Here is a 25,533-nt window from a genome sequence, read left to right as displayed (position 1 = left end):
AAGTGTGAATAAAAGAATTTCCGGCTCCCAGGAGCCGGAGATTTCCGGGGAAACCCGGAACTCCTGTCCGAGATTGCGGGTGGCCATTTCCTTCGGGTCCTGGCCTTAATCATTCAACCTGCATGAGACGGGTGAGGCTGGATTTGAGGCATCTGTTGATGCCTGACTGTCCGGTTCGAACCTGGTGTGCCTGTGCCTGAAGCCGTTTGCGGCGACAGAGCGGGGGACAGGATCCTCGAGCGTCGCTCGGGATCTTTGTAAAAAGGTCCCTTGGGGCAAAGGCAAACCCGACGGGTTCACAATCATGTGGTCCCGTCTACTGGAGACAGACAGTGGAAAGAGCGGAAAAACGCGAATTCGTCACGGAGCTGAACGAAGTCTTCAAGGCTTCCGGTTCGGTTGTCGTGGCCCACTATGCTGGTGTCACCGTTGCGCAGATGAACGACTTCCGTTCGAAGATGCGCGCTGCCGGAGGCACCGTCAAGGTCGCGAAGAACCGCCTGGCCAAGATCGCTCTTCAGGGCACGGAGTCGGAAGGGATGACAGATCTCTTCAAGGGCCAGACGCTGATTGCATACAGCGTCGACCCTATGATCGCTCCGAAAGTCGTCATGGATTTCGCAAAGACCAACGACAAGGTCGTTGTTCTCGGTGGTTCCATGGGTGCAACCACGCTCAACGCCGAAGCAGTCAAGTCGCTTGCGACCCTGCCTTCGCTGGACGAGCTGCGCGCAAAGCTGCTGGGCCTTCTCAATGCCCCGGCAACTCGCGTCGCTACGGTTGTCGCCGCACCTGCAAGCCAGCTGGCACGGGTGTTCTCGGCTTACGCCAAGAAGGACGAAGCCGCTTAAGGCGGTTTTTCGCTGTAAATATTCAAACTGGTTCGAACTGAACAAAAGGAACTATCAAAATGGCTGATCTCGCAAAGATCGTAGAAGACCTCTCCACCCTGACCGTTCTGGAAGCTGCAGAACTGTCCAAGCTTCTCGAAGAAAAGTGGGGCGTTTCCGCCGCTGCTCCGGTAGCTGTTGCTGCTGCTGGCGGTGCTGGCGTTGCTGCTGCTGTTGAAGAAGAAAAGACTGAATTCGACGTGATCCTGGTTGACGCTGGCGCCAACAAGATCAACGTCATCAAGGAAGTCCGCGCTATCACGGGCCTCGGCCTGAAGGAAGCCAAGGACCTCGTTGAAGGCGCTCCGAAGGCTGTCAAGGAAGCTGTTTCCAAGGCTGAAGCTGCTGATCTCAAGAAGAAGCTTGAAGAAGCCGGCGCTAAGGTCGACGTTAAGTAATCTTGCGATTGCTGGCGGGAAGGGGCTTCATGCCCCTTTCCGTCGTCATCGTTTTTAAAACTCATTACCCAAAAGCCGCGTGAAAATGGCTTTTGGGTAATGGGTTCTTCAAGAGAATGGTTCCGAACCGGCTCATCTAGGCAATCCGGCCTGATCGATCCGGGATGTGGAACGAGATTGATGACACCCATTGCTTGACGGGATCGACTGGCCATCGGTTCCCGTCCGTTGCAGGCCCGGATGCAATTTTTAAAGGAGCGACGATGGCTCAGACCCTTTCGTTTAACGGTCGCAGGCGCGTACGCAAGTTTTTCGGCAAAATTCCAGAAGTAGCGGAAATGCCGAACCTCATCGAGGTTCAGAAGGCTTCGTACGACCAGTTTCTCATGGTTGACGAGCCCAAGGGTGGCCGTCCCGACGAGGGATTGAATGCCGTATTCAAGTCCGTATTCCCGATCACCGATTTTTCCGGCGCCTCCATGCTCGAATTCGTGTCCTACGAATTCGAAGCGCCGAAGTTCGACGTAGAGGAATGCCGTCAGCGCGATCTGACCTATGCAGCGCCGCTGAAGGTGACGCTGCGCCTCATCGTGTTCGATATCGATGAAGATACGGGCGCGAAGTCCATCAAGGACATCAAGGAACAGTCCGTCTACATGGGCGACATGCCGCTCATGACCAATAACGGTACGTTCATCGTCAACGGCACCGAGCGCGTCATCGTTTCGCAGATGCACCGTTCGCCGGGCGTGTTCTTCGATCACGACAAGGGCAAGAGCCATTCTTCCGGCAAGCTGCTTTTCGCTGCCCGCGTTATCCCGTATCGCGGTTCCTGGCTCGACATCGAATTCGACGCCAAGGACATCGTCTATGCGCGTATCGACCGTCGCCGCAAGCTGCCCGTGACCTCGCTCCTGATGGCGCTCGGCATGGACGGCGAAGAAATCCTGTCGACCTTCTATACCAAGGCTACCTACGAGCGCGCCGGCGACGGCTGGCGTATCCCGTTCCAGCCTGACGCGCTGAAGAATGCCAAGGTCATCACCGACATGATCGACGCCGACACCGGCGAAGTTGTTGTCGAGGGTGGCAAGAAGCTGACCCCGCGCCTTATCCGCCAGCTCGTCGACAAGGGTCTGAAGGCGCTTAAGGCGACTGACGAAGACCTCTACGGCAACTTCCTGGCCGAAGACATCGTTAACTACGAGACGGGTGAAATCTATCTCGAAGCCGGCGACGAAATCGACGAGAAGACGCTCGGCCTGATCCTGCAGTCCGGCTTCGACGAGATTCCGGTTCTCAACATCGACCACGTCAATGTTGGCGCCTACATCCGTAACACGCTCTCCGTTGACAAGAACCAGAACCGCCAGGAAGCGCTGTTCGACATCTACCGCGTCATGCGTCCGGGCGAACCGCCGACCATGGACTCCGCGGAAGCGATGTTCAACTCGCTGTTCTTCGATGCAGAGCGTTACGATCTCTCGGCTGTTGGCCGCGTGAAGATGAACATGCGTCTCGACCTCGACGCGGAAGACACCGTGCGCACGCTGCGCAAGGAAGACATCCTCGCTGTCGTCAAGATGCTGGTCGAACTGCGTGACGGCAAGGGCGAAATCGACGACATCGACAACCTCGGCAACCGCCGTGTGCGTTCGGTCGGCGAGCTGATGGAAAACCAGTATCGTCTGGGCCTTCTGCGCATGGAACGTGCGATCAAGGAACGTATGTCCTCGATCGAAATCGACACCGTGATGCCACAGGACCTGATCAACGCGAAGCCGGCAGCCGCCGCCGTTCGCGAATTCTTCGGTTCCTCGCAGCTGTCGCAGTTCATGGACCAGGTGAACCCGCTTTCGGAAATCACCCACAAGCGCCGTCTTTCGGCTCTTGGACCGGGTGGTCTGACCCGTGAGCGCGCTGGCTTCGAAGTCCGCGACGTTCACCCGACCCACTACGGCCGTATTTGCCCGATCGAGACGCCGGAAGGCCCGAACATCGGCCTGATCAACTCGCTTGCCACCTTTGCCCGCGTCAACAAGTACGGCTTCATCGAAAGCCCGTACCGCAAGATCATCGACGGCAAGGTGACGACCGACGTTATCTACCTCTCCGCCATGGAAGAGGCCAAGTACTACGTCGCACAGGCCAATGCTGAACTCGATGGCGAAGGCGCCTTCGTTGAAGAGTTCGTTGTCTGCCGTCACTCGGGCGAAGTTATGCTCGCACCGCGCGACAACATCAACCTGATGGACGTTTCGCCGAAGCAGCTCGTTTCGGTCGCGGCGGCTCTCATTCCGTTCCTGGAAAACGACGACGCCAACCGCGCTCTCATGGGCTCGAACATGCAGCGTCAGGCCGTTCCGCTTCTGCGGGCGGAAGCGCCGTTCGTCGGCACAGGCATGGAACCGATCGTTGCCCGTGACTCCGGCGCTGCCATCGCGGCTCGCCGCGGCGGTGTCGTCGACCAGGTGGATGCGACCCGTATCGTTATCCGCGCGACGGAAGAACTCGATGCCGGCAAGTCGGGCGTCGATATCTACCGTCTGCAGAAGTTCCAGCGTTCGAACCAGAACACCTGCGTCAACCAGCGTCCGCTGGTCTCCGTCGGCGATGTTATCTCCAAGAGCGACATCATCGCGGACGGCCCGTCGACCGACCTCGGCGATCTGGCACTTGGCCGCAACGCGCTCGTCGCGTTCATGCCCTGGAACGGCTACAACTACGAAGACTCGATCCTGATGTCGGAACGTATCGTTTCCGACGACGTGTTCACCTCCATCCACATCGAAGAATTCGAAGTGATGGCGCGTGATACGAAGCTCGGTCCGGAAGAAATCACGCGCGACATTCCGAACGTTTCGGAAGAAGCGCTGAAGAACCTCGACGAAGCCGGTATCGTTTACATCGGTGCGGAAGTTCAGCCGGGCGACATCCTCGTCGGCAAGATCACGCCGAAGGGCGAAAGCCCGATGACGCCGGAAGAAAAGCTTCTGCGCGCCATCTTCGGTGAAAAGGCTTCCGACGTTCGCGACACCTCCATGCGCATGCCTCCGGGCACGTTTGGTACCGTTGTGGAAGTCCGCGTCTTCAACCGTCACGGTGTGGAGAAGGACGAGCGCGCGATGGCAATCGAGCGCGAAGAGATCGAACGTCTGGCGAAGGACCGCGACGACGAACAGGCAATTCTTGACCGTAACGTCTACGGCCGCCTGATCGACATGCTGCGTGGCCACGTTTCCATCGCCGGTCCGAAGGGCTTCAAGAAGGGCGTCGAGCTTTCCAACGCTGTCGTCTCCGAATATCCCCGCTCGCAGTGGTGGATGTTCGCGGTCGAGGACGAAAAGGCTCAGTCCGAACTGGAAGCGCTTCGCGGCCAGTACGACGAATCCAAGTCGCGCCTTGAACAGCGCTTCATGGACAAGGTCGAAAAGGTCCAGCGCGGCGATGAAATGCCTCCGGGCGTCATGAAGATGGTCAAGGTCTTTGTTGCTGTGAAGCGCAAGATCCAGCCGGGCGACAAGATGGCCGGCCGTCACGGTAACAAGGGCGTCGTCTCGCGTATCGTTCCGGTCGAAGACATGCCGTTCCTCGAAGATGGCACGCATGTCGACATCTGCTTGAACCCGCTCGGCGTGCCTTCGCGCATGAACGTCGGCCAGATCCTCGAAACCCACCTCGCATGGGCATGCGCTGGTATGGGCAAGAAGATCGGCGAGATGCTCGAAGAGTATCACAAGACGCTGGACATCAGCGAACTTCGCACCGAGCTTACCGAAATCTATGCGAGTGAATCGCATGATGAGGTACAGCGCTTTGACGATGCGTCGCTGGTCAAGCTTGCCGAAGAAGCCAAGCGCGGTGTTTCCATCGCGACCCCGGTCTTCGACGGTGCGCATGAGCCAGACGTCGCCGCGATGCTGAAGAGGGCAGGTCTGCAAGAGTCCGGTCAGTCCGTTCTTTATGACGGTCGTACCGGTGAGCAGTTCGACCGCCAGGTCACCGTCGGCTACATGTACATGATCAAGCTGAACCACCTTGTTGACGACAAGATCCACGCTCGCTCGATCGGTCCTTACTCGCTCGTTACCCAGCAGCCGCTGGGCGGCAAGGCGCAGTTCGGCGGACAGCGCTTCGGGGAAATGGAAGTCTGGGCACTGGAAGCATACGGCGCGGCTTACACGCTGCAGGAAATGCTCACCGTCAAGTCGGACGACGTGGCGGGCCGCACCAAGGTCTACGAAGCGATCGTCCGTGGCGACGACACCTTCGAGGCCGGTATCCCCGAGAGCTTCAACGTTCTCGTCAAGGAAATGCGGTCGCTCGGTCTTTCGGTCGAACTGGAGAACTCGAAGATCGAGAACCAGTCCGAGGATCAGCTGCCCGACGCAGCGGAATAAAATTGAGAGAGGTGGGCGCCTTTTAGGCGCCTGCCGGTTCCTCCGGCAGCCTGCGGTTGCCGAGGGACACTTTCGCCGCATTGTGCGGTTAATCCGTATTTAAAGCTCTGGACGGTGACCCGGGAAGAAGCCGGTCCGGATGCAAACAGGGGCAGCAGCTAGCCTCTCAAGGAGACAAGGCATGAACCAAGAGGTCATGAATCTTTTCAATCCTCAGGTGCCTGCGCAGCATTTCGATTCCATCCGGATTTCGATTGCTTCGCCGGAAAAAATCCTGTCGTGGTCCTACGGCGAGATCAAGAAGCCGGAAACCATCAACTACCGTACGTTCAAGCCGGAACGCGACGGTCTCTTCTGCGCGCGCATTTTCGGACCGATCAAGGACTACGAATGCCTGTGCGGCAAGTACAAGCGCATGAAGTACAAGGGCATCATCTGCGAAAAGTGCGGCGTTGAAGTGACGCTGTCGCGCGTTCGCCGTGAGCGCATGGGCCATATCGAGCTCGCAGCGCCCGTTGCCCATATCTGGTTCCTGAAGTCGCTTCCCTCGCGTATCTCGACCTTGCTCGACATGACGCTGAAGGATGTCGAACGCGTTCTCTATTTCGAGAACTACATCGTCACCGAACCGGGCCTCACCTCGATGAAGCAGAACCAGCTTCTGTCCGAGGAAGAGTACATGATCGCCGTTGACGAATTCGGCGAAGACCAGTTCACCGCCATGATCGGCGCTGAAGCCATCTATGAGATGCTGGCTTCGATGAACCTCGAAAAGATCGCTGGCGACCTGCGTGCCGAACTTGCTGAGACCACTTCTGATCTCAAGCAGAAGAAGCTGATGAAACGCCTGAAGATCGTCGAGAACTTCATGGAGAGCGGCAACCGTCCGGAATGGATGATCATGAAGGTCGTTCCGGTCATTCCGCCGGACCTGCGTCCGCTGGTTCCGCTGGATGGCGGTCGTTTCGCGACGTCCGACCTTAACGATCTCTATCGCCGCGTCATCAACCGTAACAACCGTCTGAAGCGCCTGATCGAGCTTCGTGCGCCTGGCATCATCATCCGCAACGAAAAGCGTATGTTGCAGGAATCCGTCGATGCGCTGTTCGATAACGGCCGTCGCGGCCGCGTCATCACGGGTGCCAACAAGCGTCCGCTGAAGTCGCTCTCCGACATGCTCAAGGGCAAGCAGGGCCGCTTCCGCCAGAACCTTCTCGGCAAGCGCGTCGACTATTCCGGTCGTTCGGTTATCGTGACCGGTCCGGAACTGAAGCTGCACCAGTGCGGCCTGCCGAAGAAGATGGCGCTCGAACTGTTCAAGCCGTTCATCTATGCCCGCCTCGACGCCAAGGGTTACTCCTCGACCGTCAAGCAGGCCAAGAAGCTGGTTGAAAAGGAAAAGCCTGAAGTTTGGGATATCCTCGACGAGGTCATCCGCGAACATCCGGTTCTCCTGAACCGCGCACCGACGCTGCACCGTCTGGGTATCCAGGCTTTCGAACCCATGCTGGTCGAAGGCAAGGCCATCCAGCTGCACCCGCTCGTCTGCACGGCCTTCAACGCCGACTTCGACGGTGACCAGATGGCTGTTCACGTTCCGCTTTCGCTGGAAGCCCAGCTGGAAGCGCGCGTGTTGATGATGTCGACCAACAACATCCTGCATCCGGCAAACGGCCACCCGATCATCGTTCCTTCGCAGGACATGGTTCTCGGCCTGTATTACCTGTCGATCATGAACCAGAACGAGCCGGGCGAAGGCATGGCCTTCTCGGATATCGGCGAACTGCATCACGCGCTTGAAAACAAGGTCGTGACGCTGCATGCCAAGATCCGTGGTCGCTTCAAGACCGTGGATGCCGACGGCAAGCCGGTTTCCAAGATCCATGAAACGACCCCTGGCCGTATGCTGATTGGCGAACTTCTGCCGAAGAACGTCAACGTGCCTTTCGACGTCTGCAACCAGGAAATGACCAAGAAGAACATCTCCAAGATGATCGACACGGTCTACCGTCATTGCGGCCAGAAAGACACGGTCATCTTCTGCGACCGCATCATGCAGCTCGGCTTTGCCCATGCCTGCCGCGCCGGCATTTCGTTCGGCAAGGACGACATGGTCATTCCGGACAGCAAGGTGAAGATCGTCGGTGACACCGAAGCTCTCGTGAAGGAATACGAACAGCAGTATAATGATGGTCTCATCACCCAGGGCGAAAAGTACAACAAGGTTGTCGACGCCTGGGGCAAGGCTACCGAAAAGGTCGCCGAAGAAATGATGGCACGCATCAAGGCTGTCGAGTTCGATCCGGAAACGGGCCGCCAGAAGCCGATGAACTCCATCTACATGATGTCCCACTCGGGCGCCCGTGGTTCTCCGAACCAGATGCGTCAGCTGGGCGGCATGCGCGGCCTGATGGCGAAGCCGTCGGGTGAAATCATCGAGACGCCGATCATCTCGAACTTCAAGGAAGGCCTGACCGTTAACGAGTACTTCAACTCGACCCACGGTGCCCGTAAGGGTCTGGCAGACACCGCCCTGAAGACGGCGAACTCGGGTTACCTTACCCGTCGTCTCGTCGACGTCGCGCAGGATTGCATCGTCAACTCCGTGGATTGCGGCACCGACAAGGGCCTCACCATGACCGCCATCGTCGATGCCGGTCAGGTTGTTGCCTCGCTTGGCGCACGTATCCTCGGCCGTACGGCTCTGGACGATATCGATCATCCGGTTTCCGGCGAGAACATCGTCAAGGCCGGCACGCTTATCGATGAGGCCGATGTGGCCGCCATCGAAAAGGCGGGCATCCAGTCCGTCCGCATCCGCTCTGCTCTGACCTGCGAAGTGCAGATCGGTGTCTGCGGCGTCTGCTACGGTCGTGACCTTGCACGCGGTACGCCTGTCAACATGGGCGAAGCCGTTGGCGTCATCGCCGCACAGTCGATCGGTGAACCGGGCACGCAGCTCACCATGCGTACGTTCCACCTTGGCGGTACGGCGAACGTGGTCGACCAGTCGTTCCTCGAAGCGTCTTATGAAGGCACGATCCAGATCAAGAACCGCAACATCCTGCGGAACTCGGAAGGCGTTCTCATCGCCATGGGCCGTAACATGTCCGTTACGATCCTTGATGAGCGCGGCGCGGAACGTTCCTCGCAGCGTGTCGCTTACGGTTCGAAGATCTTCGTGGATGATGGCGACAAGGTTAAGCGTGGCCAGCGTCTTGCAGAGTGGGACCCCTACACCCGTCCGATGATGACGGAAGTGGAAGGTACCGTTCACTTCGAAGACCTCGTCGACGGTCTCTCCGTTCTGGAAGCGACCGACGAATCCACCGGCATCACCAAGCGTCAGGTCATTGACTGGCGTTCGACGCCGCGCGGTTCGGACTTGAAGCCCGCGATCATCATCAAGGACGCTTCCGGCGCTGTGGCGAAGCTTAGCCGTGGTGGCGAAGCCCGCTTCCATCTGTCCGTGGATGCCATCCTGTCGGTCGAGCCGGGTTCCAAGGTCTCCCAGGGTGACGTGCTTGCACGTTCGCCGCTGGAAAGCGCCAAGACGAAGGACATCACCGGTGGTCTGCCGCGTGTTGCCGAACTGTTCGAAGCACGTCGTCCGAAGGATCACGCCATCATCGCCGAGATCGATGGTACGATCCGCCTCGGCCGCGACTACAAGAACAAGCGTCGCGTGATGATCGAGCCTGCGGAAGACGGCGTCGAGCCGGTCGAATACCTGATCCCGAAGGGCAAGCCCTTCCATCTTCAGGAAGGCGACTACATCGAGAAGGGCGAATACATTCTCGACGGCAACCCGGCACCGCACGACATTCTGGCGATCAAGGGCGTGGAGGCTCTGGCTTCCTACCTCGTGAACGAAATCCAGGAAGTCTATCGACTGCAGGGCGTTGTGATCAACGACAAGCACATCGAGGTGATCGTTCGCCAGATGCTGCAGAAGGTTGAAATCACCGATGCTGGCGACAGCCAGTACATCGTTGGCGACAACGTCGATCGCATCGAGCTTGACGACAACAACGACCGCCTGATCGAAGAAGGCAAGAAGCCTGCCTATGGCGAGCCGGTTCTGCTCGGCATCACCAAGGCTTCGCTGCAGACGCCGTCCTTCATCTCGGCCGCATCCTTCCAGGAAACCACCAAGGTTCTCACGGAAGCTGCGATCGCCGGCAAGACGGACACGCTGCAGGGCCTCAAGGAAAACGTCATCGTCGGCCGTCTCATCCCGGCCGGTACCGGCGGCACCATGACGCAGATCCGCCGCATCGCCACCTCGCGCGACGACCTCATCCTCGAGGAACGCCGCAAGGGTACGGGTGCAGGCTCTGCAACACAGATGCTGCAGGACATGACGGATCCGGCTCCGGCCGAATAAGGTCAGCTCAAGGGCTGGGGCTTTATGAAGCCCCGCCAAAGTTCAGTAAAACGCCCGGAGCAATCCGGGCGTTTTTTGTTTTGGAGGGGTACAAGGCCGGGTCCGGCCATTCAGGCTTTCAGCCGTTTCAAAGGCTCAGCTCTGCTCACCGATGGTGTAGCGCGTCAAGACGGAAAGCCGGCGAACGAGATCGGTCTGGCCGGTGCTGCCCGTCTTTGCATAGATAGACTTGGCGTTGCTGCGAACCGTTTCGTGGGAGATCTGAAGTTGCTTCGCCACGGAGGGAAGCGAAAGACCCTTCAGGATTTCCTGGGCGACACGGGCCTCGCCTTTGGTCAGATCATACAGCCCCTTCAGGAGCGGCGTGGCGTCGGCAAGGGTGTCCGATGGTTGCGATATCAGCACGATGGCGCTGCCGTTCGGGGACAAATCCAGCGCGTCCTTGCGCAGCGGTATGACGTGAAGGATGCAGGCCCTGTCTTCGCTGGTAGGCAGGGGGAAGGAACTGACACCGACCCCGGCGAGCGCGTTGTAGAGCAGCCGGTTTACTCTTTCGTCGAAGATCAAGATCCTGTCGCGGGCGCGGGTGGAAATACACTTTCTGGTCGTCTCAAACAGAGTGTTGGTGGAAAGAACACGTCCGCTTGCCTGAAGCACCGCCGCCGGCGCGCCGATGGCGTTGAGGCCGAGCGTCATGGCATCGGCCTTCTGGCGTTGCAACACCGTTGCGAGTGTGAGGCTGCGGGCGATATGCGGCCTCAGCCGGCCGAGCGCCGCCATCGTCTCGGGGCCGATAATGCCGCTATCGAGCTTGCGTTCGAACAGCACCGTCATTTCAGGATGGTCCGGTGGTGCGACCTGCGTCGCCACCCCATATCCCAGTCCTCGCGGCATCAGGAAATCCCGCACGATCGGCAGCCCGGCCCATTCGTCATGGGTGAAAATATCGAAATCATGCACGAAGGAAAATTGCCCCTCGCGGACAGCGCGGGTGATGCGGTCGTTGCGGTGGTTCCAGCCGCCCTTCGTGAAGGCTTGCATCAGCTCCTGGAAATTGGCCGTATAGAGGCAGGCTTCATCGTCGCCCTTGCCCCACCTAAGGGCGCCGCCCCAAAAATCGAGCCTGTGGCCGATTGCGGCTATCACTTTCACCCAACGGTCGGGAAAAAGCGCTGCCTCGTAGATGTCATCGATAATGTCTGCCGAAGATATATTATCCAACTCGCCACCGGAATCATGTGTCTGGATCACTCTAATCTTATATCTTCTGGTTGTTCAACGGAAATGCAATTAATACTATTATACTTAAAGTATATAATCTATCGGTGATTTAATATATTGAAGGTTTTCCGAGGGTATCGCACAGGAACTGGCGGCGGACACGGGGGCGGGATCAAACCAAGGCACCCGCCCTCGCAAGGCCGGGTGTCGTTATGTCGGCGACGATGCGCTTCGCCGCCGTGAGGGCCGTGCCTCAGGCGAAACGGATGATGGCGACTTCGCCTTCGAGCGCGCCCTGATAGGCGGAAGCGTGCGGCTCTTCATCGGGAACTTCGGTCAGCATGCCGATCTGGTCGAGGTCCGCTTCGATGAAGCCTTCCTCGGAAAGCGCGTTCAGCGTTTCGCGCACGGCGGTATCGTCGTCCGGCGCCCGCAAAATGACGTGGATGTCGATGCCTTCGGAATTGTCGTGCTCATAGGCCTTGCCGATGACGATGAAGACCATCGGCTCTTCGCGTCCGTTGTCGTTGTCGGGGAGGGTGCTCATGACGCGGTTCCTTGATCATTCGTTGCTGTAATGGGGGCCGATGGAATCGGTTCCGCCCGTGGCGGCGCTGCTCCGGCTCGCCACAGGGAATCAATAGACGGATTTTATGAAAAGCCAAAGCGTGGAGGTCGAAATCGCAGCCTTCTGCGCCGACTTATGTTAAAGCTGGCTGGAAATGGCCCGGACGCGGGCTTCGTGGCCGCGGGCGCGGGGCCAAAATGTGGATTCGCCCTTGACGAAAGCTGGCTAAAACAGTAGTACGCCCGCCATCGGAGCCTCTGTGGGTGCTGGCCGTTCGGAAAGCTTTTTCCCGAACATCATCTCAAACGGGTCTCCATTGCACGTAGAAGACACGAATGTTGCACGCAAGACGCCTCATCCGGTGTCCTCTGCTCTTGGTGGTCCATCCGTGAAACCGGATCGGGCCACGTTTTGCGCATGAGGATATATGCGTGCATCGTCGCCGGCAACGGCATAGCCGCCACCCGTGAGGGTGGCTTAAGTAGTTTTTGCAAGGGATGGTTATATGCCTACCGTAAACCAGCTGATCCGCAAGCCTCGCCAGGCACAGGTAAAGCGCAACAAGGTTCCTGCTCTTCAGGAAAACCCGCAGAAGCGTGGTGTTTGCACCCGCGTTTACACGACGACCCCGAAGAAGCCGAACTCGGCTCTGCGTAAGGTTGCCAAGATCCGCCTCACCAACGGCTTCGAAGTCATCGGTTACATTCCGGGCGAAGGTCACAACCTTCAGGAACACTCCGTGGTCATGATCCGCGGCGGCCGCGTAAAGGACTTGCCGGGTGTGCGTTACCACATCATCCGCGGTGTTCTCGATACCCAGGGCGTCAAGAACCGCAAGCAGCGCCGCTCCAAGTACGGTGCGAAGCGTCCGAAGTAATTCGGGTTTAAACAAATTCCGGCGCTGCGCGAGGTTCTCCGCGTGGTAAAGCGTCAATAACATTGAGAGACAAAGAATATGTCCCGTCGCCATAGTGCAGAAAAGCGTGAGATCAACCCGGACCCGAAGTTCGGCGATCTGGTCGTCACCAAGTTCATGAACGCCATCATGCTTCACGGCAAGAAGTCGGTCGCAGAAAGCATCGTTTACGGCGCGTTCGACGTCGTTCAGGGCAAGACGAAGCAGGAGCCGCTCGGCGTGTTCCACTCCGCCCTCGACAACGTTGCTCCGCACGTTGAAGTGCGTTCGCGCCGCGTTGGTGGTGCCACCTATCAGGTTCCCGTCGACGTTCGCCCCGAGCGCCGTCAGGCCCTCGCTATTCGCTGGCTGATCACGGCTGCCCGCAAGCGCAACGAAACGACCATGGTCGATCGCCTTTCCGGCGAACTCATGGACGCTGCGAACAACCGCGGTTCTGCTGTCAAGAAGCGCGAAGACACGCACAAGATGGCCGACGCCAACCGCGCATTCTCGCATTACCGCTGGTAATCTTAACCGGTCGCATATCGAAAGGCAGTCCATTATGGCTCGCGAATATAAAATCGAAGACTACCGCAATTTCGGTATCATGGCGCATATTGACGCCGGCAAGACGACGACCACCGAGCGTATCCTTTATTACACCGGTAAGTCGCACAAGATCGGTGAAGTTCACGATGGCGCAGCCACGATGGACTGGATGGAACAGGAGCAGGAGCGTGGTATCACCATCACCTCCGCTGCCACCACGACCTTCTGGAAGGGTCGCGACGGCAAGATGCGCCGCTTCAACATCATCGACACCCCCGGCCACGTCGACTTCACCATTGAAGTTGAGCGTTCGCTGCGCGTTCTCGACGGCGCCATCGCGCTGCTCGACGCCAACGCCGGTGTTGAGCCGCAGACGGAAACCGTCTGGCGCCAGGCCGAGAAGTATCATGTTCCGCGCATGATCTTCTGCAACAAGATGGATAAGACCGGCGCTGACTTCTACCGCTCGGTAGAAATGATCAAGACCCGTCTCGGCGCCATCGCCGTTGTCATGCAGCTGCCGATCGGCGCTGAGACCGAGTTCAAGGGCGTTATCGACCTGATCGAGATGAACGCACTCATCTGGCGCGACGAATCGCTCGGCGCTCAGTGGGACGTCGTCGAAATTCCTGAAGACATGAAGGCCAAGGCTGACGAATATCGCGAAAAGCTGATCGAGACCGTTGTCGAGATCGACGAAGAAGCGATGGAAGACTACCTGAACGGCATCATGCCCGACAACGAAAAGATCCGTGCGCTCGTTCGCCGCGGCACCATCGACGTGAAGTTCCACCCGATGTTCTGCGGTACCGCGTTCAAGAACAAGGGCGTTCAGCCGCTTCTCGACGCTGTTGTCGACTACCTGCCTTCTCCGCTGGACATTCCGGCGATCAAGGGTATCGACTTCAAGACCGAAGCCGAAATCGAGCGTCATGCCGATGACAGCGAGCCGCTTTCCATGCTCGCGTTCAAGATCATGAACGACCCCTTCGTTGGTTCGCTGACCTTCGCACGTATCTACTCGGGCAAACTCGAAAAGGGTACGTCTGTCATCAACACGGTCAAGGACAAGCGCGAGCGCGTCGGCCGTATGCTGCAGATGCATTCCAACAGCCGTGAAGACATCGAAGAAGCCTTTGCCGGCGACATCGTTGCTCTGGCTGGCCTCAAGGAAACCACCACTGGCGATACGCTCTGCGATCCGTTGAAGCCGGTTATCCTCGAGCGCATGGAATTCCCTGAGCCGGTCATCCAGATCGCGATCGAGCCGAAGACCAAGGGCGACCAGGAAAAGATGGGCCTCGCGCTCAACCGTCTGGCTGCTGAAGATCCTTCGTTCCGCGTCAAGACGGATGAAGAATCCGGTCAGACGATCATCGCAGGCATGGGCGAACTTCACCTCGACATTCTCGTTGACCGTATGCGTCGCGAGTTCAAGGTTGAAGCTACCGTCGGTGCTCCGCAGGTTGCCTACCGCGAAACCATCACGCGTCAGCACGAAGAAGACTACACGCACAAGAAGCAGTCCGGTGGTACCGGTCAGTTCGCTCGCGTGAAGATCATCTTCGAACCGAACCCCGAAGGCGAAGACTTCAAGTTCGAATCGAAGATCGTCGGTGGTGCTGTTCCGAAGGAATACATCCCGGGCGTTCAGAAGGGTATCGAAAGCGTTCTGTCTTCCGGTCCGCTGGCTGGCTTCCCGATGCTCGGCGTCAAGGCGACGCTGGTCGACGGTGCATTCCACGATGTTGACTCGTCGGTTCTCGCCTTCGAAATCGCATCGCGTGCCTGCTTCCGTGAAGCAGCGAAGAAGGCTGGTGCACAGCTTCTCGAGCCGATGATGAAGGTCGAAGTCGTAACGCCGGAAGACTATGTCGGTGACGTTATCGGCGACCTGAACTCCCGTCGTGGTCAGATCCAGGGCCAGGAAAGCCGTGGTATCGCCGTCGTCATCAACGCGCATGTTCCGCTCGCGAACATGTTCAAGTACGTCGACAACCTGCGCTCCATGTCGCAGGGCCGTGCACAGTACTCGATGACGTTCGACCACTATTCGCCGGTTCCGTCGAACGTGGCGCAGGAAATCCAGGCAAAGTACTCCGGTCAGAAGTGATCGGGGTACGCCCCACCGAGTTTTGAAGATTATTCCCGTCAAGGGACAAGAATGGAGAGCCACTAATGGCAAAGAGCAAGTTCGAGCGCAATAAGCCGCACGTCAACATTGGCACGATCGGTCACGTTGACCATGGCAAGACGTCGCTGACGGCAGCAATCACGAAGTTCTTCGGCGAGTTCAAGGCGTATGACCAGATCGACGCGGCTCCGGAAGAAAAGGCTCGTGGTATCACGATCTCGACGGCACACGTTGAATACGAGACGCCTGCCCGTCACTACGCGCACGTCGACTGCCCCGGCCACGCCGACTACGTGAAGAACATGATCACCGGTGCTGCCCAGATGGACGGCGCGATCCTGGTTTGCTCTGCAGCTGACGGCCCGATGCCGCAGACCCGCGAGCACATCCTGCTTGCTCGCCAGGTTGGCGTTCCGGCGATCGTCGTGTTCCTCAACAAGGTCGACCAGGTTGACGACGCCGAGCTTCTCGAGCTCGTCGAGCTTGAAGTTCGCGAACTTCTGTCGTCCTACGACTTCCCGGGCGACGATATCCCGATCATCAAGGGTTCGGCACTTGCTGCTCTTGAAGATTCTGACAAGAAGATCGGTGAAGACGCGATCCGCGAGCTGATGGCTGCTGTTGACGCCTACATCCCGACGCCTGAGCGTCCGATCGACCAGCCGTTCCTGATGCCGATCGAAGACGTGTTCTCGATCTCTGGCCGTGGTACGGTTGTGACGGGTCGCGTTGAGCGCGGTATCGTCAAGGTTGGTGAAGAAGTCGAAATCGTCGGCATCCGTCCGACCTCGAAGACGACTGTTACCGGCGTTGAAATGTTCCGCAAGCTGCTCGACCAGGGCCAGGCTGGCGACAACATCGGTGCACTGGTTCGCGGCGTTACCCGTGACGGCGTTGAGCGTGGTCAGATCCTGTGCAAGCCGGGTTCGGTCAAGCCGCACAAGAAGTTCATGGCAGAAGCCTACATCCTGACGAAGGAAGAAGGCGGCCGTCATACGCCGTTCTTCACGAACTACCGTCCGCAGTTCTACTTCCGTACGACTGACGTGACCGGCATCGTGTCGCTTCCTGAAGGCACGGAAATGGTTATGCCTGGCGACAACGTCACCGTTGAAGTCGAGCTGATCGTTCCGATCGCGATGGAAGAAAAGCTGCGCTTCGCTATCCGCGAAGGCGGCCGTACCGTCGGCGCCGGCATCGTGGCTTCGATCGTCGAGTAATTTCGACCATTGAAATTCTGACTGGCGGCGGTGTGAACAACACCGCCGCCGGCCTTTTAGTAAAAAGCCTGGCGGCGTTGCATTTTTAGTGCTTGAAAAATTCGGTGAAAGCGCGTAAACGCGCACTCACAATCACCGCTGGATTCGCAAGCGATTGCGGAGCGCGGTGTTTTTAGCAATACAGACTACCGAAATGATTGGGGTGTAACGCTCATCCCTCTCGATTTTTGAAAATCTGCGGCGCCACGATCAATAGAAGTTCATGTGTTTCCGCGTGCGGAAACGAATAACAAAGAACAAGGACAAGACGAATGAACGGCCAGAATATCCGTATCCGCCTCAAGGCGTTCGATCACCGGATCCTCGATGCCTCTACCCGTGAAATCGTGTCGACCGCAAAGCGCACCGGCGCCAGCGTTCGCGGCCCGGTTCCGCTCCCCACCCGCATCGAAAAGTTTACCGTCAACCGCTCTCCCCACGTTGATAAGAAGAGCCGTGAACAGTTCGAAATGCGGACGCACAAGCGTCTTCTCGATATCGTTGACCCCACCCCGCAGACTGTCGATGCTTTGATGAAGCTCGACCTCGCTGCTGGCGTTGACGTGGAAATCAAGCTCTAAGACCCGGCCCGATCCATCCAAGGTGAGGGCTGAAGTAACAAGGCCGGGCTTCACCCTTGGGTGAAGGCCAATAACAAGGAAGGTACGTGGAGAAATCCAACGACTTCCAAACCGGAGACCGGAAACATCGTGAGATGTCGAAGGGCACTCCTTAACAAAGGCCAGAGAGGGTTTTCCCTTCAAGGCTCGCAAGAGGATGAACCAATGCGTTCAGGTGTGATTGCACAGAAAGTGGGTATGACACGCGTCTATAACGACGCAGGTGAACATATCCCTGTAACAGTATTGCGACTGGATAACGTACAAGTCGTTGCCCAGCGCACGGAAGACAAGAATGGCTACACCGCAGTTCAGCTCGGTGCCGGCCAGTCCAAGGTCAAGAACACGACGAAGGCGCTTCGCGGTCATTTTGCCGCTGCCAACGTCGAGCCGAAAGCCAAGCTCGTCGAGTTCCGGGTTTCCCCCGAGAACCTGATCGACATCGGTGCAACACTGACCGCAAATCATTTTCAGTCCGGCCAGCTGGTCGACGTCACTGGAACCACGATCGGTAAAGGTTTTGCCGGTGCTATGAAGCGTCACAACTTCGGTGGTGGCCGCGCTTCGCACGGTAACTCCGTATCGCACCGTGCACACGGTTCGACCGGTAACAACCAGGATCCGGGCCGCGTCTGGAAGGGCAAGCGCATGGCTGGTCATATGGGCCAGACGCGCGTTACGACCCAGAACCTCGAAGTCGTTTCGACCGATGAAGACCGTGGCCTCATCCTCGTGAAGGGTGCAGTTCCCGGCTCGAAGGGTTCCTGGATCATCGTCCGCGACGCCGTCAAGTCGGCTGCGAAGTAAGGGAGCCTTATCATGGAATTGAACGTCAAAACCCTCGAGGGAAAAGACGCCGGCAAGGTTTCTCTGTCGGATGAGATCTTCGGCCTCGACCCCCGCCAGGACATCCTGGCTCGTATGGTTCGCTGGCAGCTTGCAAAGAAGCAGCAGGGAACCCACAAGTCCAAGAACCGGTCGGAAGTTTCCCGCACCGGTGCGAAGATGTACAAGCAGAAGGGTACGGGCCGCGCTCGTCACCATTCGGCTCGCGCACCGCAGTTCCGCGGCGGCGGCAAGGCCCACGGCCCGGTCGTTCGCAGCCACGCACATGACCTTCCCAAGAAGGTTCGTGCGCTTGCTCTGCGTCACGCCCTGTCTGCAAAGCTGAAGGCTGAAGAACTGATCATCGTCGATCAGCTCGTCGCGTCCGAAGCAAAGACCAAGGCTCTGCTGGGCAGCTTCGCTTCGCTTGGCCTGACCAACGCTCTCGTCATCGGTGGCGCCGAACTTGATGGCAACTTCAAGCTCGCTGCTCAGAACATCCCGAATGTGGACGTTCTGCCGGTACAGGGCATCAATGTTTACGACATCCTGCGCCGTGGCAAGCTGGTGCTTTCCAAGGCTGCTGTAGAGGCTCTGGAGGAGCGGTTCAAATGACGGATCTTCGCCACTACGATGTGATCGTATCTCCTTCGATCACGGAAAAGTCGACGCTGGTATCCGAACAGAACCAGGTCGTATTCAACGTCGCCAAAAGCGCTTCCAAGCCTGAAATCAAGGCTGCCGTGGAAGCTCTCTTCGGCGTCAAAGTCACGGCTGTGAACACGCTTATCCGCAAGGGTAAGACCCGTCGTTTCCGTGGGTTCGCCGGTAAGCTTAAGGACGTCAAGAAAGCCGTCGTTACGCTCGCCGAAGGTCAATCCATCGACGTGTCCACCGGACTCTAAAGGTTAGGCCCAAGCGGGCAAAGACCCAAAAGGGAACAAGAATATGGCATTGAAAAGTTTCAATCCGACCACGCCGAGCCAGCGTCAGCTGGTTATCGTGGACCGCGCTTCGCTCTACAAGGGCAAGCCGGTAAAGGCTCTCACCCAGGGCCTCAGCTCCAAGGGTGGCCGTAACAACCAGGGCCGGATCACCGTCCGTTTCCAGGGTGGCGGTCACAAGCGGACCTACCGTCTGGTTGACTTCAAGCGTCGCAAGTTCGACGTTGAAGGCACCGTTGAACGTTTGGAATACGACCCCAACCGCACCGCGTTCATCGCGCTGGTTACGTATACCGACGGCGAACAGGCTTACATTCTCGCGCCACAGCGTCTCGCTGCCGGTGACAAGGTGATCGCCTCCGACAAGGCAGTGGACGTGAAGCCCGGCAACACCATGCCGCTTCAGTACATTCCTGTTGGTTCGATCATCCACAACGTCGAGATGAAGCCGGGCAAGGGCGGTCAGATCGCTCGCTCCGCCGGTACGTATGTCCAGCTCGTCGGCCGCGATGCCGGTATGGCCATCCTGCGTCTCAACTCGGGCGAACAGCGTCTGGTGCACGGCTCCTGCCTCGCATCGATTGGCGCTGTTTCGAACTCGGATCACGGCAACATCAACGACGGTAAAGCCGGTCGTTCGCGTTGGCGTGGCAAGCGTCCGCACGTTCGCGGCGTCGTCATGAACCCGGTCGACCACCCGCACGGTGGTGGTGAAGGTCGCACGTCGGGTGGTCGCCACCCGGTTACTCCGTGGGGCAAGCCCACGAAGGGCAAGCGCACCCGTTCGAACAAGTCGACCGACAAGTTCATCATGCGCTCGCGCCATCAGCGTAAGAAGTAAGAGAGGTAGTCACTAATGGCTCGTTCAGTATGGAAAGGTCCGTTTGTTGACGGCTATCTTCTCACCAAGGCTGAGAAGGTGCGCGAGAGCGGACGTAACGAAGTAATCAAGATCTGGAGCCGTCGCTCCACGATCCTGCCGCAGTTCGTTGGTCTGACGTTCGGCGTCTACAACGGCAGCAAGCATGTGCCCGTCTCCGTCAACGAAGACATGGTCGGACACAAGTTCGGTGAATTCTCTCCGACCCGTACCTATTACGGTCACGGCGCGGACAAGAAGGCAAAGAGGAAGTAATCATGGCGAAGGCTAAGACCGAACGCCGGCTGAAGGACAATGAGGCTCAGGCCATTGCCCGTACGCTCCGCGTCAGCCCCCAGAAACTGAACCTGGTTGCCGCTCTTATCCGTGGCAAGAAGGTTGATCGCGCTCTCGCCGAGCTCGAATTCTCCCGCAAGCGCATTGCAGGCACCGTCAAGAAGACGCTCGAATCTGCAATTGCCAATGCGGAAAACAACCATGACCTCGACGTCGACGCTCTCGTCGTCGCCGAGGCCTATGTTGGCAAGTCCATCACCATGAAGCGTTTCCACGCCCGTGGCCGTGGTCGTGCTTCCCGCATTGAAAAGCCGTTCTCTCACCTCACGATCGTTGTTCGTGAAGTTGAGGAAAAAGGGGAGGCCGCATAATGGGTCAGAAAATCAATCCGATTGGCTTCCGCCTCGGCATCAACCGTACCTGGGACAGCCGCTGGTACGCTGACACCGCTGAATACGGCAAGCTTCTGCATGAAGACCTGAAGATCCGGGCTTACCTGATCAAGGAACTCAAGCAGGCCGGCATCGCCAAGGTCGTCATCGAGCGTCCGCACAAGAAGTGCCGCGTCACGATCCACTCGGCTCGTCCGGGTCTGATCATCGGCAAGAAGGGTGCAGACATCGAGAAGCTTCGCAAGAAGCTTTCCGAGATGACCAACTCCGAAACGCACCTCAACATCGTTGAAGTGCGCAAGCCGGAAATCGACGCGACGCTGGTTGCCCAGTCGATCGCTCAGCAGCTCGAGCGCCGCGTGGCTTTCCGCCGTGCGATGAAGCGTGCTGTTCAGTCCGCAATGCGTCTTGGCGCCGAAGGCATCAAGATCACCTGCGGCGGCCGTCTCGGTGGTGCAGAAATCGCTCGTACCGAATGGTACCGCGAAGGTCGCGTTCCGTTGCACACGCTGCGTGCGGACATTGACTACGGCACAGCCGAAGCTGAAACCGCATTCGGTATCTGCGGCATCAAGGTCTGGATCTTCAAGGGCGAAATCCTTGAGCACGATCCGATGGCTTCTGAGCGTCGCGGTCTCGAAGGCGACGCACAGGGCCCTGCAAGCCGTGAGCGTGGCGATCGTTCCGATCGTCGTCGCGAAAACGCTTGATTGACGCTGGCGAAAGATAAGCTCGGAGAAGTAAGAAAATGTTGCAGCCAAAGCGTACTAAGTACCGTAAGCAGTTCAAGGGACGCATCAAAGGCGTCGCCAAGGGCGGCTTTGACCTGGCATTCGGTGAATTCGGCTTGAAGTCGCAGGAACCGAACCGCGTGAATGCACGCGAGATCGAAGCGGCCCGCCGCGCGATCACGCGTTACATGAAGCGCGCAGGTCGTGTGTGGATCCGCGTATTCCCCGACGTTCCGGTTACGGCCAAGCCGACCGAAGTTCGTATGGGTAAGGGCAAGGGTTCGGTCGATTACTGGGCATGCAAGGTCAAGCCCGGTCGTATGATGTTCGAGATCGACGGTGTGACCGAGGAGATCGCCCGTGAGGCGCTTCGTCTCGGCGCTGCCAAGCTCTCGGTCAAGACGCGCTTCGTACAGCGCATCGCAGAGTAAGGAGCAAGGCACATGAAAGCCGATGAAGTTCGCGGCCTCAGCGCCGACCAGCTCAAGGACAAGCTCGCCGATCTGAAGAAGGAGCAGTTCAACCTGCGCTTCCAGAAGGCAACTGGTCAGCTGGAGAAGTCCTCGCGCATCAACGAAGTCCGCAAGGATATCGCCCGCGTTAAAACCATTGCCCGCCAGAAGGCGGCAGAAGCCAAGGCCTAAGGAAAAATAATATGCCGAAACGCATTCTGCAGGGCGTCGTTGTGTCCGACAAGAACGAGAAGACTGTCGTAGTTCGTGTTGAGCGTCGATTCGCTCACCCGCTGCTTCAGAAGACCGTTCGTCGTTCGAAGAAGTACAAGGCACACGACGAGAACAATCAGTATAAGGTCGGCGATGTCGTTTCCATCGAGGAATGCGCGCCGATCTCCAAGGACAAGCGCTGGACGGTTGTATCCGCCCAGGCTTAATTTCATCAGAATCGCGCCAGGTCTCTTGAACTTGGCGCGAATTCCTGTATGAAGCACCGCAAGGACGCTCGTGAATCGAGCGTCTTTTGCTTTGATGCGCACGGAAGGTCCTTCGGGAAACCACCCTGTCACGACATTTCCGCGCAAGACGAAGATATATTCATAAGCTGGGGCAGGGGGCTCGCTCGGGAGAGTTTGCCCAACCGTTCCGGTAACAACAAGAAGGCGACCTGACATGATTCAGATGCAAACAAACCTCGACGTGGCGGATAATTCCGGCGCACGTCGTGTCATGTGCATCAAGGTGCTGGGCGGCTCGAAGCGCAAATATGCTTCTGTTGGCGACATTATTGTCGTTTCCATCAAGGAAGCTATTCCGCGCGGCCGCGTCAAGAAGGGCGACGTGATGAAGGCGGTTGTCGTTCGCACCGCCAAGGACATCCGCCGCGCTGACGGCAGCGTCATCCGTTTCGATAACAACGCAGCCGTTCTTATCGACAACAAGAAAGAGCCGATCGGCACCCGTATCTTCGGACCGGTTCCGCGTGAACTTCGCGCCAAGAACCATATGAAGATCATCTCGCTGGCTCCAGAAGTGCTGTAAGGAGCTATAGCGATGCAGAAAATTCGTAAAGGCGACAAGGTTGTCGTATTGACCGGTAAGGACAAGGGCCGTACCGGCGAAGTAATCCAGGTGATGCCGAAAGAAGACCGTGCCGTTGTGCGTGGCGTAAACATGGTGAAGCGTCACCAGCGCCAGACCCAGGCACAGGAAGCCGGCATCATCAACAAGGAAGCATCCTTGCACATCTCCAACATCGCCATCGTCGACAAGGATGGCAAGCCGACCCGCGTTGGCTTCTCTGTTGTGGATGGCAAGAAGGTCCGCGTGGCCAAGCGTTCGGGAGAAGTGATCGATGGCTGATAAGTACGAGCCGCGTCTCAAGACGGAATACGTTTCCCGTATCCGTGGCGCCATGCAGGAGAAGTTCTCCTACGCCAACGTGATGATGATCCCGAAGCTTGAAAAGATCGTGATCAACATGGGTGTTGGCGAGGCAACTGCCGACTCCAAGAAGCCCACGATTGCTGCCGCCGATCTGGCTGCAATTGCTGGCCAGAAGCCGGTCGTTACCCGCGCTCGCAACTCGATCGCTGGTTTCAAGGTTCGCGAAGGCATGCCGATCGGTGCGAAGGTTACCCTTCGTGGCGCACGCATGTACGAATTCCTTGATCGTCTGGTCAACATCGCGCTGCCGCGCGTTCGCGACTTCCGGGGCCTGAACCCGAAGAGCTTTGACGGCCGTGGCAACTTCGCCATGGGCATCAAGGAACACATTGTGTTCCCTGAGATCAACTACGATAAGGTTGATCAGATGTGGGGCATGGACATCATCGTTTGCACGACGGCGACGTCGGACGACGAAGCTCGGGCTCTGCTGACAGAGTTCAACTTCCCGTTCCGTCACTAACCGTAACGACGAGCGTAGAAAAGGAACTCCGATATGGCGAAAACAAGCGCAGTTGAAAAGAACAAGCGCCGCCGCAAGTCGGTCGCCCAGCAGGCCGCCAAGCGCGCTGCACTGAAGGCGATCGTGATGAACCAGTCCCTTCCGATCGAAGACCGGTTCAAGGCCACTCTGAAGCTCGCTTCGCTGCCGCGTGACGGCTCGAAGACGCGTATCCGCAACCGCTGCGAAGTAACGGGCCGTCCGCGCGCGTTCTATCGCAAGCTCAAGATGTCGCGTATCGCGCTTCGTGAGCTGGGCAATTCCGGCAAGGTGCCGGGCATTGTCAAGTCGAGCTGGTAAGGAGACGGGCACATGACCATGACTGATCCTTTGGGTGATATGCTCACCCGCATCCGCAATGGTGCCGCTCGCCGCAAGTCTGCGGTAAGCACGCCTGCTTCCAGCCTCCGCGCACGCGTTCTCGACGTGCTGCAGGCTGAAGGCTACATTCGCGGTTATTCCAAGGTCGATTTCGAAAACGGCAAGTCCGAATTCACTATCGAGCTGAAGTACTACGAAGGCGCGTCCGTGATCCGTGAGATCGGCCGCGTTTCCAAGCCGGGCCGCCGGGTTTATGTCTCGGTAAAGTCCATTCCGCAGGTCGCGAACGGCCTCGGCATCACCATCCTTTCGACCCCGAAGGGCGTGATGGCCGATCACCAGGCTCGCGAACAGAACGTTGGTGGCGAGGTTCTTTGCTCGGTCTTCTAAGACCCGAGCAAGGATCTCCATAACGAACAGACAGGATTGAATAATGTCTCGTATCGGTAAAAAGCCCGTTCCGGTTCCCGCAGGTGTGACGGCCAATGTCGACGGCCAGAAGGTCACTGCGAAGGGCCCGAAGGGTGAACTGTTTTTCGTCGCTAACGACGACATTCAGCTGAAGCTCGAAGATAACGGCGTTTCCGTAACGCCGGCTAACGGCACCAAGGAAGCTCGTTCGAAGTGGGGCATGTCCCGCACGATGATCGAGAACATCTTCAAGGGTGTTAAGGACGGTTACGAGCGCAAGCTCGAAATCAACGGCGTCGGTTACCGTGCCGCCATGCAGGGCAAGAACCTGCAGCTGGCTCTCGGCTTTTCCCACGACGTGGTTTACGAGCCGCCGGTCGGCATCACCATTGCCGTTCCGAAGCCGACGGAAATCATCGTTTCCGGCATCAACAAGCAGCAGGTTGGCCAGGTAGCCGCGGAAATCCGCGAATACCGCGGTCCCGAGCCCTACAAGGGTAAGGGCGTGAAGTACGCTGAAGAGCGTATTGTCCGCAAAGAAGGCAAGAAGAAGTAAGGATCACGCGAAATGGCTAGCAGGAAAGAAGCACTTGCACGTCGCGCGAGCCGTGTGCGCCGCCAGATCAAGGCGGTTGCCAACGGCCGCCCGCGCCTGTCGGTTCATCGCTCGTCGAAGAACATCTACGCCCAGATCATCGATGACGTTGCTGGCAAGACGCTTGCGTCTGCCTCCACGCTCGAAGCCGATCTGCGCGGCTCGCTCAAGACCGGCGCCGACGTTGCAGCAGCAGCTGTCGTAGGCAAGCTGGTTGCCGAGCGTGGCGTCAAGGCTGGCGTCAAGGATGTCGTATTCGATCGTGGCGCGTTCATCTATCACGGCCGCATCAAGGCCCTGGCAGACGCTGCCCGCGAAAGCGGTCTGAACTTCTGATTTTTTTCCGCCCGGACAACGATCCGGGCGGAATTTCACCGGGCCATGCGGGTCTCTTTATCGAGGCCGGTGGTCTTTTCGTTTGCCGTTCCACC

Annotated in this window: 28 protein-coding genes; 26 read left to right on the top strand and 2 right to left on the bottom strand. The window is 58.1% G+C overall.

Going from position 1 to position 25,533, the window contains the following annotated elements; translation table 11 throughout:
* The first annotated feature begins 332 nt into the window (after positions 1–332).
* From rplJ to rpoC, 4 genes are all read left to right on the top strand, one after another.
* Positions 333–851, top strand: coding sequence for a 50S ribosomal protein L10 (rplJ, locus tag DA915_RS09870; RefSeq protein ID WP_003519348.1), 519 nt, complete (start codon positions 333–335; stop codon positions 849–851).
* A gap of 59 nt (positions 852–910) precedes the next feature.
* Entirely contained in the window at positions 911–1,288 is a 378-nt protein-coding gene (gene rplL, locus DA915_RS09865) for a 50S ribosomal protein L7/L12 (RefSeq protein WP_003507708.1), read from the top strand.
* 263 nt (positions 1,289–1,551) lie between these two features.
* Positions 1,552–5,688 (top strand): DNA-directed RNA polymerase subunit beta, encoded by a 4,137-nt coding sequence (gene rpoB / locus DA915_RS09860; RefSeq protein ID WP_107675730.1) that lies wholly within the window; start codon positions 1,552–1,554, stop codon positions 5,686–5,688.
* Positions 5,689–5,869: 181 nt separating this feature from the next.
* Positions 5,870–10,075, top strand: coding sequence for a DNA-directed RNA polymerase subunit beta' (rpoC, locus tag DA915_RS09855; protein ID WP_107675729.1), 4,206 nt, complete (start codon positions 5,870–5,872; stop codon positions 10,073–10,075).
* A 135-nt stretch (positions 10,076–10,210) separates the two neighbouring features.
* Here the strand turns inward: rpoC and DA915_RS09850 are convergent, their stop codons facing one another.
* Entirely contained in the window at positions 10,211–11,296 is a 1,086-nt protein-coding gene (locus DA915_RS09850) for a helix-turn-helix transcriptional regulator (protein ID WP_107675912.1), read from the bottom strand.
* 253 nt (positions 11,297–11,549) lie between these two features.
* Positions 11,550–11,843, bottom strand: a complete 294-nt coding sequence (locus DA915_RS09845; RefSeq protein ID WP_003507722.1) for a hypothetical protein — start codon at positions 11,841–11,843, stop codon at positions 11,550–11,552.
* A gap of 526 nt (positions 11,844–12,369) precedes the next feature.
* Here DA915_RS09845 and rpsL point away from each other — a divergent pair.
* The 22 genes from rpsL (at position 12,370) to rplR (ending at position 25,438) form a co-directional block, all read left to right on the top strand.
* Positions 12,370–12,741: a 30S ribosomal protein S12 gene (gene rpsL, locus DA915_RS09840; RefSeq protein ID WP_003507760.1), complete on the top strand. Its 372-nt coding sequence runs from the start codon at positions 12,370–12,372 to the stop codon at positions 12,739–12,741.
* Between the two features lie 78 nt (positions 12,742–12,819).
* Positions 12,820–13,290, top strand: a complete 471-nt coding sequence (gene rpsG, locus DA915_RS09835; RefSeq protein WP_003507761.1) for a 30S ribosomal protein S7 — start codon at positions 12,820–12,822, stop codon at positions 13,288–13,290.
* A 34-nt stretch (positions 13,291–13,324) separates the two neighbouring features.
* Positions 13,325–15,424 carry an elongation factor G gene (fusA, locus tag DA915_RS09830; RefSeq protein WP_003507762.1) on the top strand — a complete coding sequence of 700 codons (2,100 nt, stop codon included), beginning with the start codon at positions 13,325–13,327 and terminating at the stop codon, positions 15,422–15,424.
* Between the two features lie 65 nt (positions 15,425–15,489).
* Positions 15,490–16,665, top strand: a complete 1,176-nt coding sequence (gene tuf, locus DA915_RS09825) for an elongation factor Tu (protein ID WP_003507684.1) — start codon at positions 15,490–15,492, stop codon at positions 16,663–16,665.
* A gap of 311 nt (positions 16,666–16,976) precedes the next feature.
* Complete coding sequence (gene rpsJ, locus DA915_RS09820; protein WP_003507767.1) at positions 16,977–17,285, top strand: 30S ribosomal protein S10; 309 nt, start codon at positions 16,977–16,979, stop codon at positions 17,283–17,285.
* 204 nt (positions 17,286–17,489) lie between these two features.
* The gene (rplC, locus tag DA915_RS09815; RefSeq protein ID WP_003507769.1) at positions 17,490–18,131 is read left to right on the top strand and encodes a 50S ribosomal protein L3; all 642 of its coding nucleotides are present in this window, start codon (positions 17,490–17,492) and stop codon (positions 18,129–18,131) included.
* 12 nt (positions 18,132–18,143) lie between these two features.
* Positions 18,144–18,764 carry a 50S ribosomal protein L4 gene (gene rplD / locus DA915_RS09810; RefSeq protein WP_003495173.1) on the top strand — a complete coding sequence of 207 codons (621 nt, stop codon included), beginning with the start codon at positions 18,144–18,146 and terminating at the stop codon, positions 18,762–18,764.
* On the top strand, positions 18,761–19,054 hold the full coding sequence (locus tag DA915_RS09805) for a 50S ribosomal protein L23 (protein WP_003495178.1): 294 nt from the start codon (positions 18,761–18,763) through the stop codon (positions 19,052–19,054). Before rplD ends, DA915_RS09805 begins: the two co-directional genes overlap by 4 nt.
* Before the next feature lie 43 nt (positions 19,055–19,097).
* A complete protein-coding gene (gene rplB, locus DA915_RS09800; RefSeq protein WP_003507771.1) occupies positions 19,098–19,934 on the top strand; it encodes a 50S ribosomal protein L2 in 837 nt (278 codons plus the stop codon).
* 15 nt (positions 19,935–19,949) lie between these two features.
* Positions 19,950–20,228 (top strand): 30S ribosomal protein S19, encoded by a 279-nt coding sequence (gene rpsS, locus DA915_RS09795; protein WP_003507772.1) that lies wholly within the window; start codon positions 19,950–19,952, stop codon positions 20,226–20,228.
* A gap of 2 nt (positions 20,229–20,230) precedes the next feature.
* Complete coding sequence (gene rplV, locus DA915_RS09790; protein WP_003495184.1) at positions 20,231–20,620, top strand: 50S ribosomal protein L22; 390 nt, start codon at positions 20,231–20,233, stop codon at positions 20,618–20,620.
* Positions 20,620–21,351 carry a 30S ribosomal protein S3 gene (rpsC, locus tag DA915_RS09785; RefSeq protein ID WP_003507773.1) on the top strand — a complete coding sequence of 244 codons (732 nt, stop codon included), beginning with the start codon at positions 20,620–20,622 and terminating at the stop codon, positions 21,349–21,351. Before rplV ends, rpsC begins: the two co-directional genes overlap by 1 nt.
* A gap of 38 nt (positions 21,352–21,389) precedes the next feature.
* Positions 21,390–21,803, top strand: a complete 414-nt coding sequence (rplP, locus tag DA915_RS09780; protein WP_003507774.1) for a 50S ribosomal protein L16 — start codon at positions 21,390–21,392, stop codon at positions 21,801–21,803.
* A 12-nt stretch (positions 21,804–21,815) separates the two neighbouring features.
* A complete protein-coding gene (gene rpmC, locus DA915_RS09775) occupies positions 21,816–22,016 on the top strand; it encodes a 50S ribosomal protein L29 (protein WP_003495193.1) in 201 nt (66 codons plus the stop codon).
* An 11-nt stretch (positions 22,017–22,027) separates the two neighbouring features.
* Positions 22,028–22,264 (top strand): 30S ribosomal protein S17, encoded by a 237-nt coding sequence (rpsQ, locus tag DA915_RS09770; protein ID WP_003495195.1) that lies wholly within the window; start codon positions 22,028–22,030, stop codon positions 22,262–22,264.
* A gap of 235 nt (positions 22,265–22,499) precedes the next feature.
* Complete coding sequence (rplN, locus tag DA915_RS09765; protein ID WP_003495199.1) at positions 22,500–22,868, top strand: 50S ribosomal protein L14; 369 nt, start codon at positions 22,500–22,502, stop codon at positions 22,866–22,868.
* A 12-nt stretch (positions 22,869–22,880) separates the two neighbouring features.
* Entirely contained in the window at positions 22,881–23,189 is a 309-nt protein-coding gene (gene rplX, locus DA915_RS09760; RefSeq protein WP_003495200.1) for a 50S ribosomal protein L24, read from the top strand.
* Positions 23,182–23,736 (top strand): 50S ribosomal protein L5, encoded by a 555-nt coding sequence (gene rplE, locus DA915_RS09755; RefSeq protein WP_003507784.1) that lies wholly within the window; start codon positions 23,182–23,184, stop codon positions 23,734–23,736. The genes rplX and rplE overlap by 8 nt, the downstream gene beginning before the upstream one ends.
* Positions 23,737–23,769: 33 nt before the next feature.
* Positions 23,770–24,075, top strand: a complete 306-nt coding sequence (gene rpsN / locus DA915_RS09750; RefSeq protein ID WP_003507785.1) for a 30S ribosomal protein S14 — start codon at positions 23,770–23,772, stop codon at positions 24,073–24,075.
* Between the two features lie 12 nt (positions 24,076–24,087).
* The gene (rpsH, locus tag DA915_RS09745) at positions 24,088–24,486 is read left to right on the top strand and encodes a 30S ribosomal protein S8 (RefSeq protein ID WP_003507786.1); all 399 of its coding nucleotides are present in this window, start codon (positions 24,088–24,090) and stop codon (positions 24,484–24,486) included.
* 43 nt (positions 24,487–24,529) lie between these two features.
* Positions 24,530–25,063, top strand: a complete 534-nt coding sequence (rplF, locus tag DA915_RS09740) for a 50S ribosomal protein L6 (protein ID WP_003495204.1) — start codon at positions 24,530–24,532, stop codon at positions 25,061–25,063.
* 12 nt (positions 25,064–25,075) lie between these two features.
* Positions 25,076–25,438: a 50S ribosomal protein L18 gene (gene rplR, locus DA915_RS09735; RefSeq protein WP_003507787.1), complete on the top strand. Its 363-nt coding sequence runs from the start codon at positions 25,076–25,078 to the stop codon at positions 25,436–25,438.
* The last annotated feature ends 95 nt before the right edge of the window (positions 25,439–25,533 follow it).

The sequence above is a fragment of the Agrobacterium sp. LAD9 genome, from assembly GCF_003031125.1.
Classification (GTDB): Bacteria; Pseudomonadota; Alphaproteobacteria; order Rhizobiales; family Rhizobiaceae; genus Agrobacterium; species Agrobacterium radiobacter.
This window is presented reverse-complemented; position numbering and strand designations above follow the sequence as displayed.

What these genes read in the sequence shown, in the direction of transcription:
- rpsC (WP_003507773.1), top strand. Translation starts at nt 20,620, where the DNA reads ATGGGTCAGAAAATCAATCCGATTGGCTTCCGCCTCGGCATCAACCGT.
- rplP (WP_003507774.1), top strand. Translation starts at nt 21,390, where the DNA reads ATGTTGCAGCCAAAGCGTACTAAGTACCGTAAGCAGTTCAAGGGACGC.
- DA915_RS09845 (WP_003507722.1), bottom strand. Translation starts at nt 11,843, where the DNA reads ATGAGCACCCTCCCCGACAACGACAACGGACGCGAAGAGCCGATGGTC.
- rplL (WP_003507708.1), top strand. Translation starts at nt 911, where the DNA reads ATGGCTGATCTCGCAAAGATCGTAGAAGACCTCTCCACCCTGACCGTT.
- rplX (WP_003495200.1), top strand. Translation starts at nt 22,881, where the DNA reads ATGCAGAAAATTCGTAAAGGCGACAAGGTTGTCGTATTGACCGGTAAG.
- DA915_RS09805 (WP_003495178.1), top strand. Translation starts at nt 18,761, where the DNA reads ATGACGGATCTTCGCCACTACGATGTGATCGTATCTCCTTCGATCACG.
- rplF (WP_003495204.1), top strand. Translation starts at nt 24,530, where the DNA reads ATGTCTCGTATCGGTAAAAAGCCCGTTCCGGTTCCCGCAGGTGTGACG.
- tuf (WP_003507684.1), top strand. Translation starts at nt 15,490, where the DNA reads ATGGCAAAGAGCAAGTTCGAGCGCAATAAGCCGCACGTCAACATTGGC.
- rpsJ (WP_003507767.1), top strand. Translation starts at nt 16,977, where the DNA reads ATGAACGGCCAGAATATCCGTATCCGCCTCAAGGCGTTCGATCACCGG.
- rpoB (WP_107675730.1), top strand. Translation starts at nt 1,552, where the DNA reads ATGGCTCAGACCCTTTCGTTTAACGGTCGCAGGCGCGTACGCAAGTTT.
- rplD (WP_003495173.1), top strand. Translation starts at nt 18,144, where the DNA reads ATGGAATTGAACGTCAAAACCCTCGAGGGAAAAGACGCCGGCAAGGTT.
- rpmC (WP_003495193.1), top strand. Translation starts at nt 21,816, where the DNA reads ATGAAAGCCGATGAAGTTCGCGGCCTCAGCGCCGACCAGCTCAAGGAC.
- fusA (WP_003507762.1), top strand. Translation starts at nt 13,325, where the DNA reads ATGGCTCGCGAATATAAAATCGAAGACTACCGCAATTTCGGTATCATG.
- rplR (WP_003507787.1), top strand. Translation starts at nt 25,076, where the DNA reads ATGGCTAGCAGGAAAGAAGCACTTGCACGTCGCGCGAGCCGTGTGCGC.
- rpsH (WP_003507786.1), top strand. Translation starts at nt 24,088, where the DNA reads ATGACCATGACTGATCCTTTGGGTGATATGCTCACCCGCATCCGCAAT.
- rpsG (WP_003507761.1), top strand. Translation starts at nt 12,820, where the DNA reads ATGTCCCGTCGCCATAGTGCAGAAAAGCGTGAGATCAACCCGGACCCG.
- rpsQ (WP_003495195.1), top strand. Translation starts at nt 22,028, where the DNA reads ATGCCGAAACGCATTCTGCAGGGCGTCGTTGTGTCCGACAAGAACGAG.
- rpoC (WP_107675729.1), top strand. Translation starts at nt 5,870, where the DNA reads ATGAACCAAGAGGTCATGAATCTTTTCAATCCTCAGGTGCCTGCGCAG.
- rplB (WP_003507771.1), top strand. Translation starts at nt 19,098, where the DNA reads ATGGCATTGAAAAGTTTCAATCCGACCACGCCGAGCCAGCGTCAGCTG.
- rplN (WP_003495199.1), top strand. Translation starts at nt 22,500, where the DNA reads ATGATTCAGATGCAAACAAACCTCGACGTGGCGGATAATTCCGGCGCA.
- rplC (WP_003507769.1), top strand. Translation starts at nt 17,490, where the DNA reads ATGCGTTCAGGTGTGATTGCACAGAAAGTGGGTATGACACGCGTCTAT.
- rpsS (WP_003507772.1), top strand. Translation starts at nt 19,950, where the DNA reads ATGGCTCGTTCAGTATGGAAAGGTCCGTTTGTTGACGGCTATCTTCTC.
- rplV (WP_003495184.1), top strand. Translation starts at nt 20,231, where the DNA reads ATGGCGAAGGCTAAGACCGAACGCCGGCTGAAGGACAATGAGGCTCAG.
- rplE (WP_003507784.1), top strand. Translation starts at nt 23,182, where the DNA reads ATGGCTGATAAGTACGAGCCGCGTCTCAAGACGGAATACGTTTCCCGT.
- rpsL (WP_003507760.1), top strand. Translation starts at nt 12,370, where the DNA reads ATGCCTACCGTAAACCAGCTGATCCGCAAGCCTCGCCAGGCACAGGTA.
- rpsN (WP_003507785.1), top strand. Translation starts at nt 23,770, where the DNA reads ATGGCGAAAACAAGCGCAGTTGAAAAGAACAAGCGCCGCCGCAAGTCG.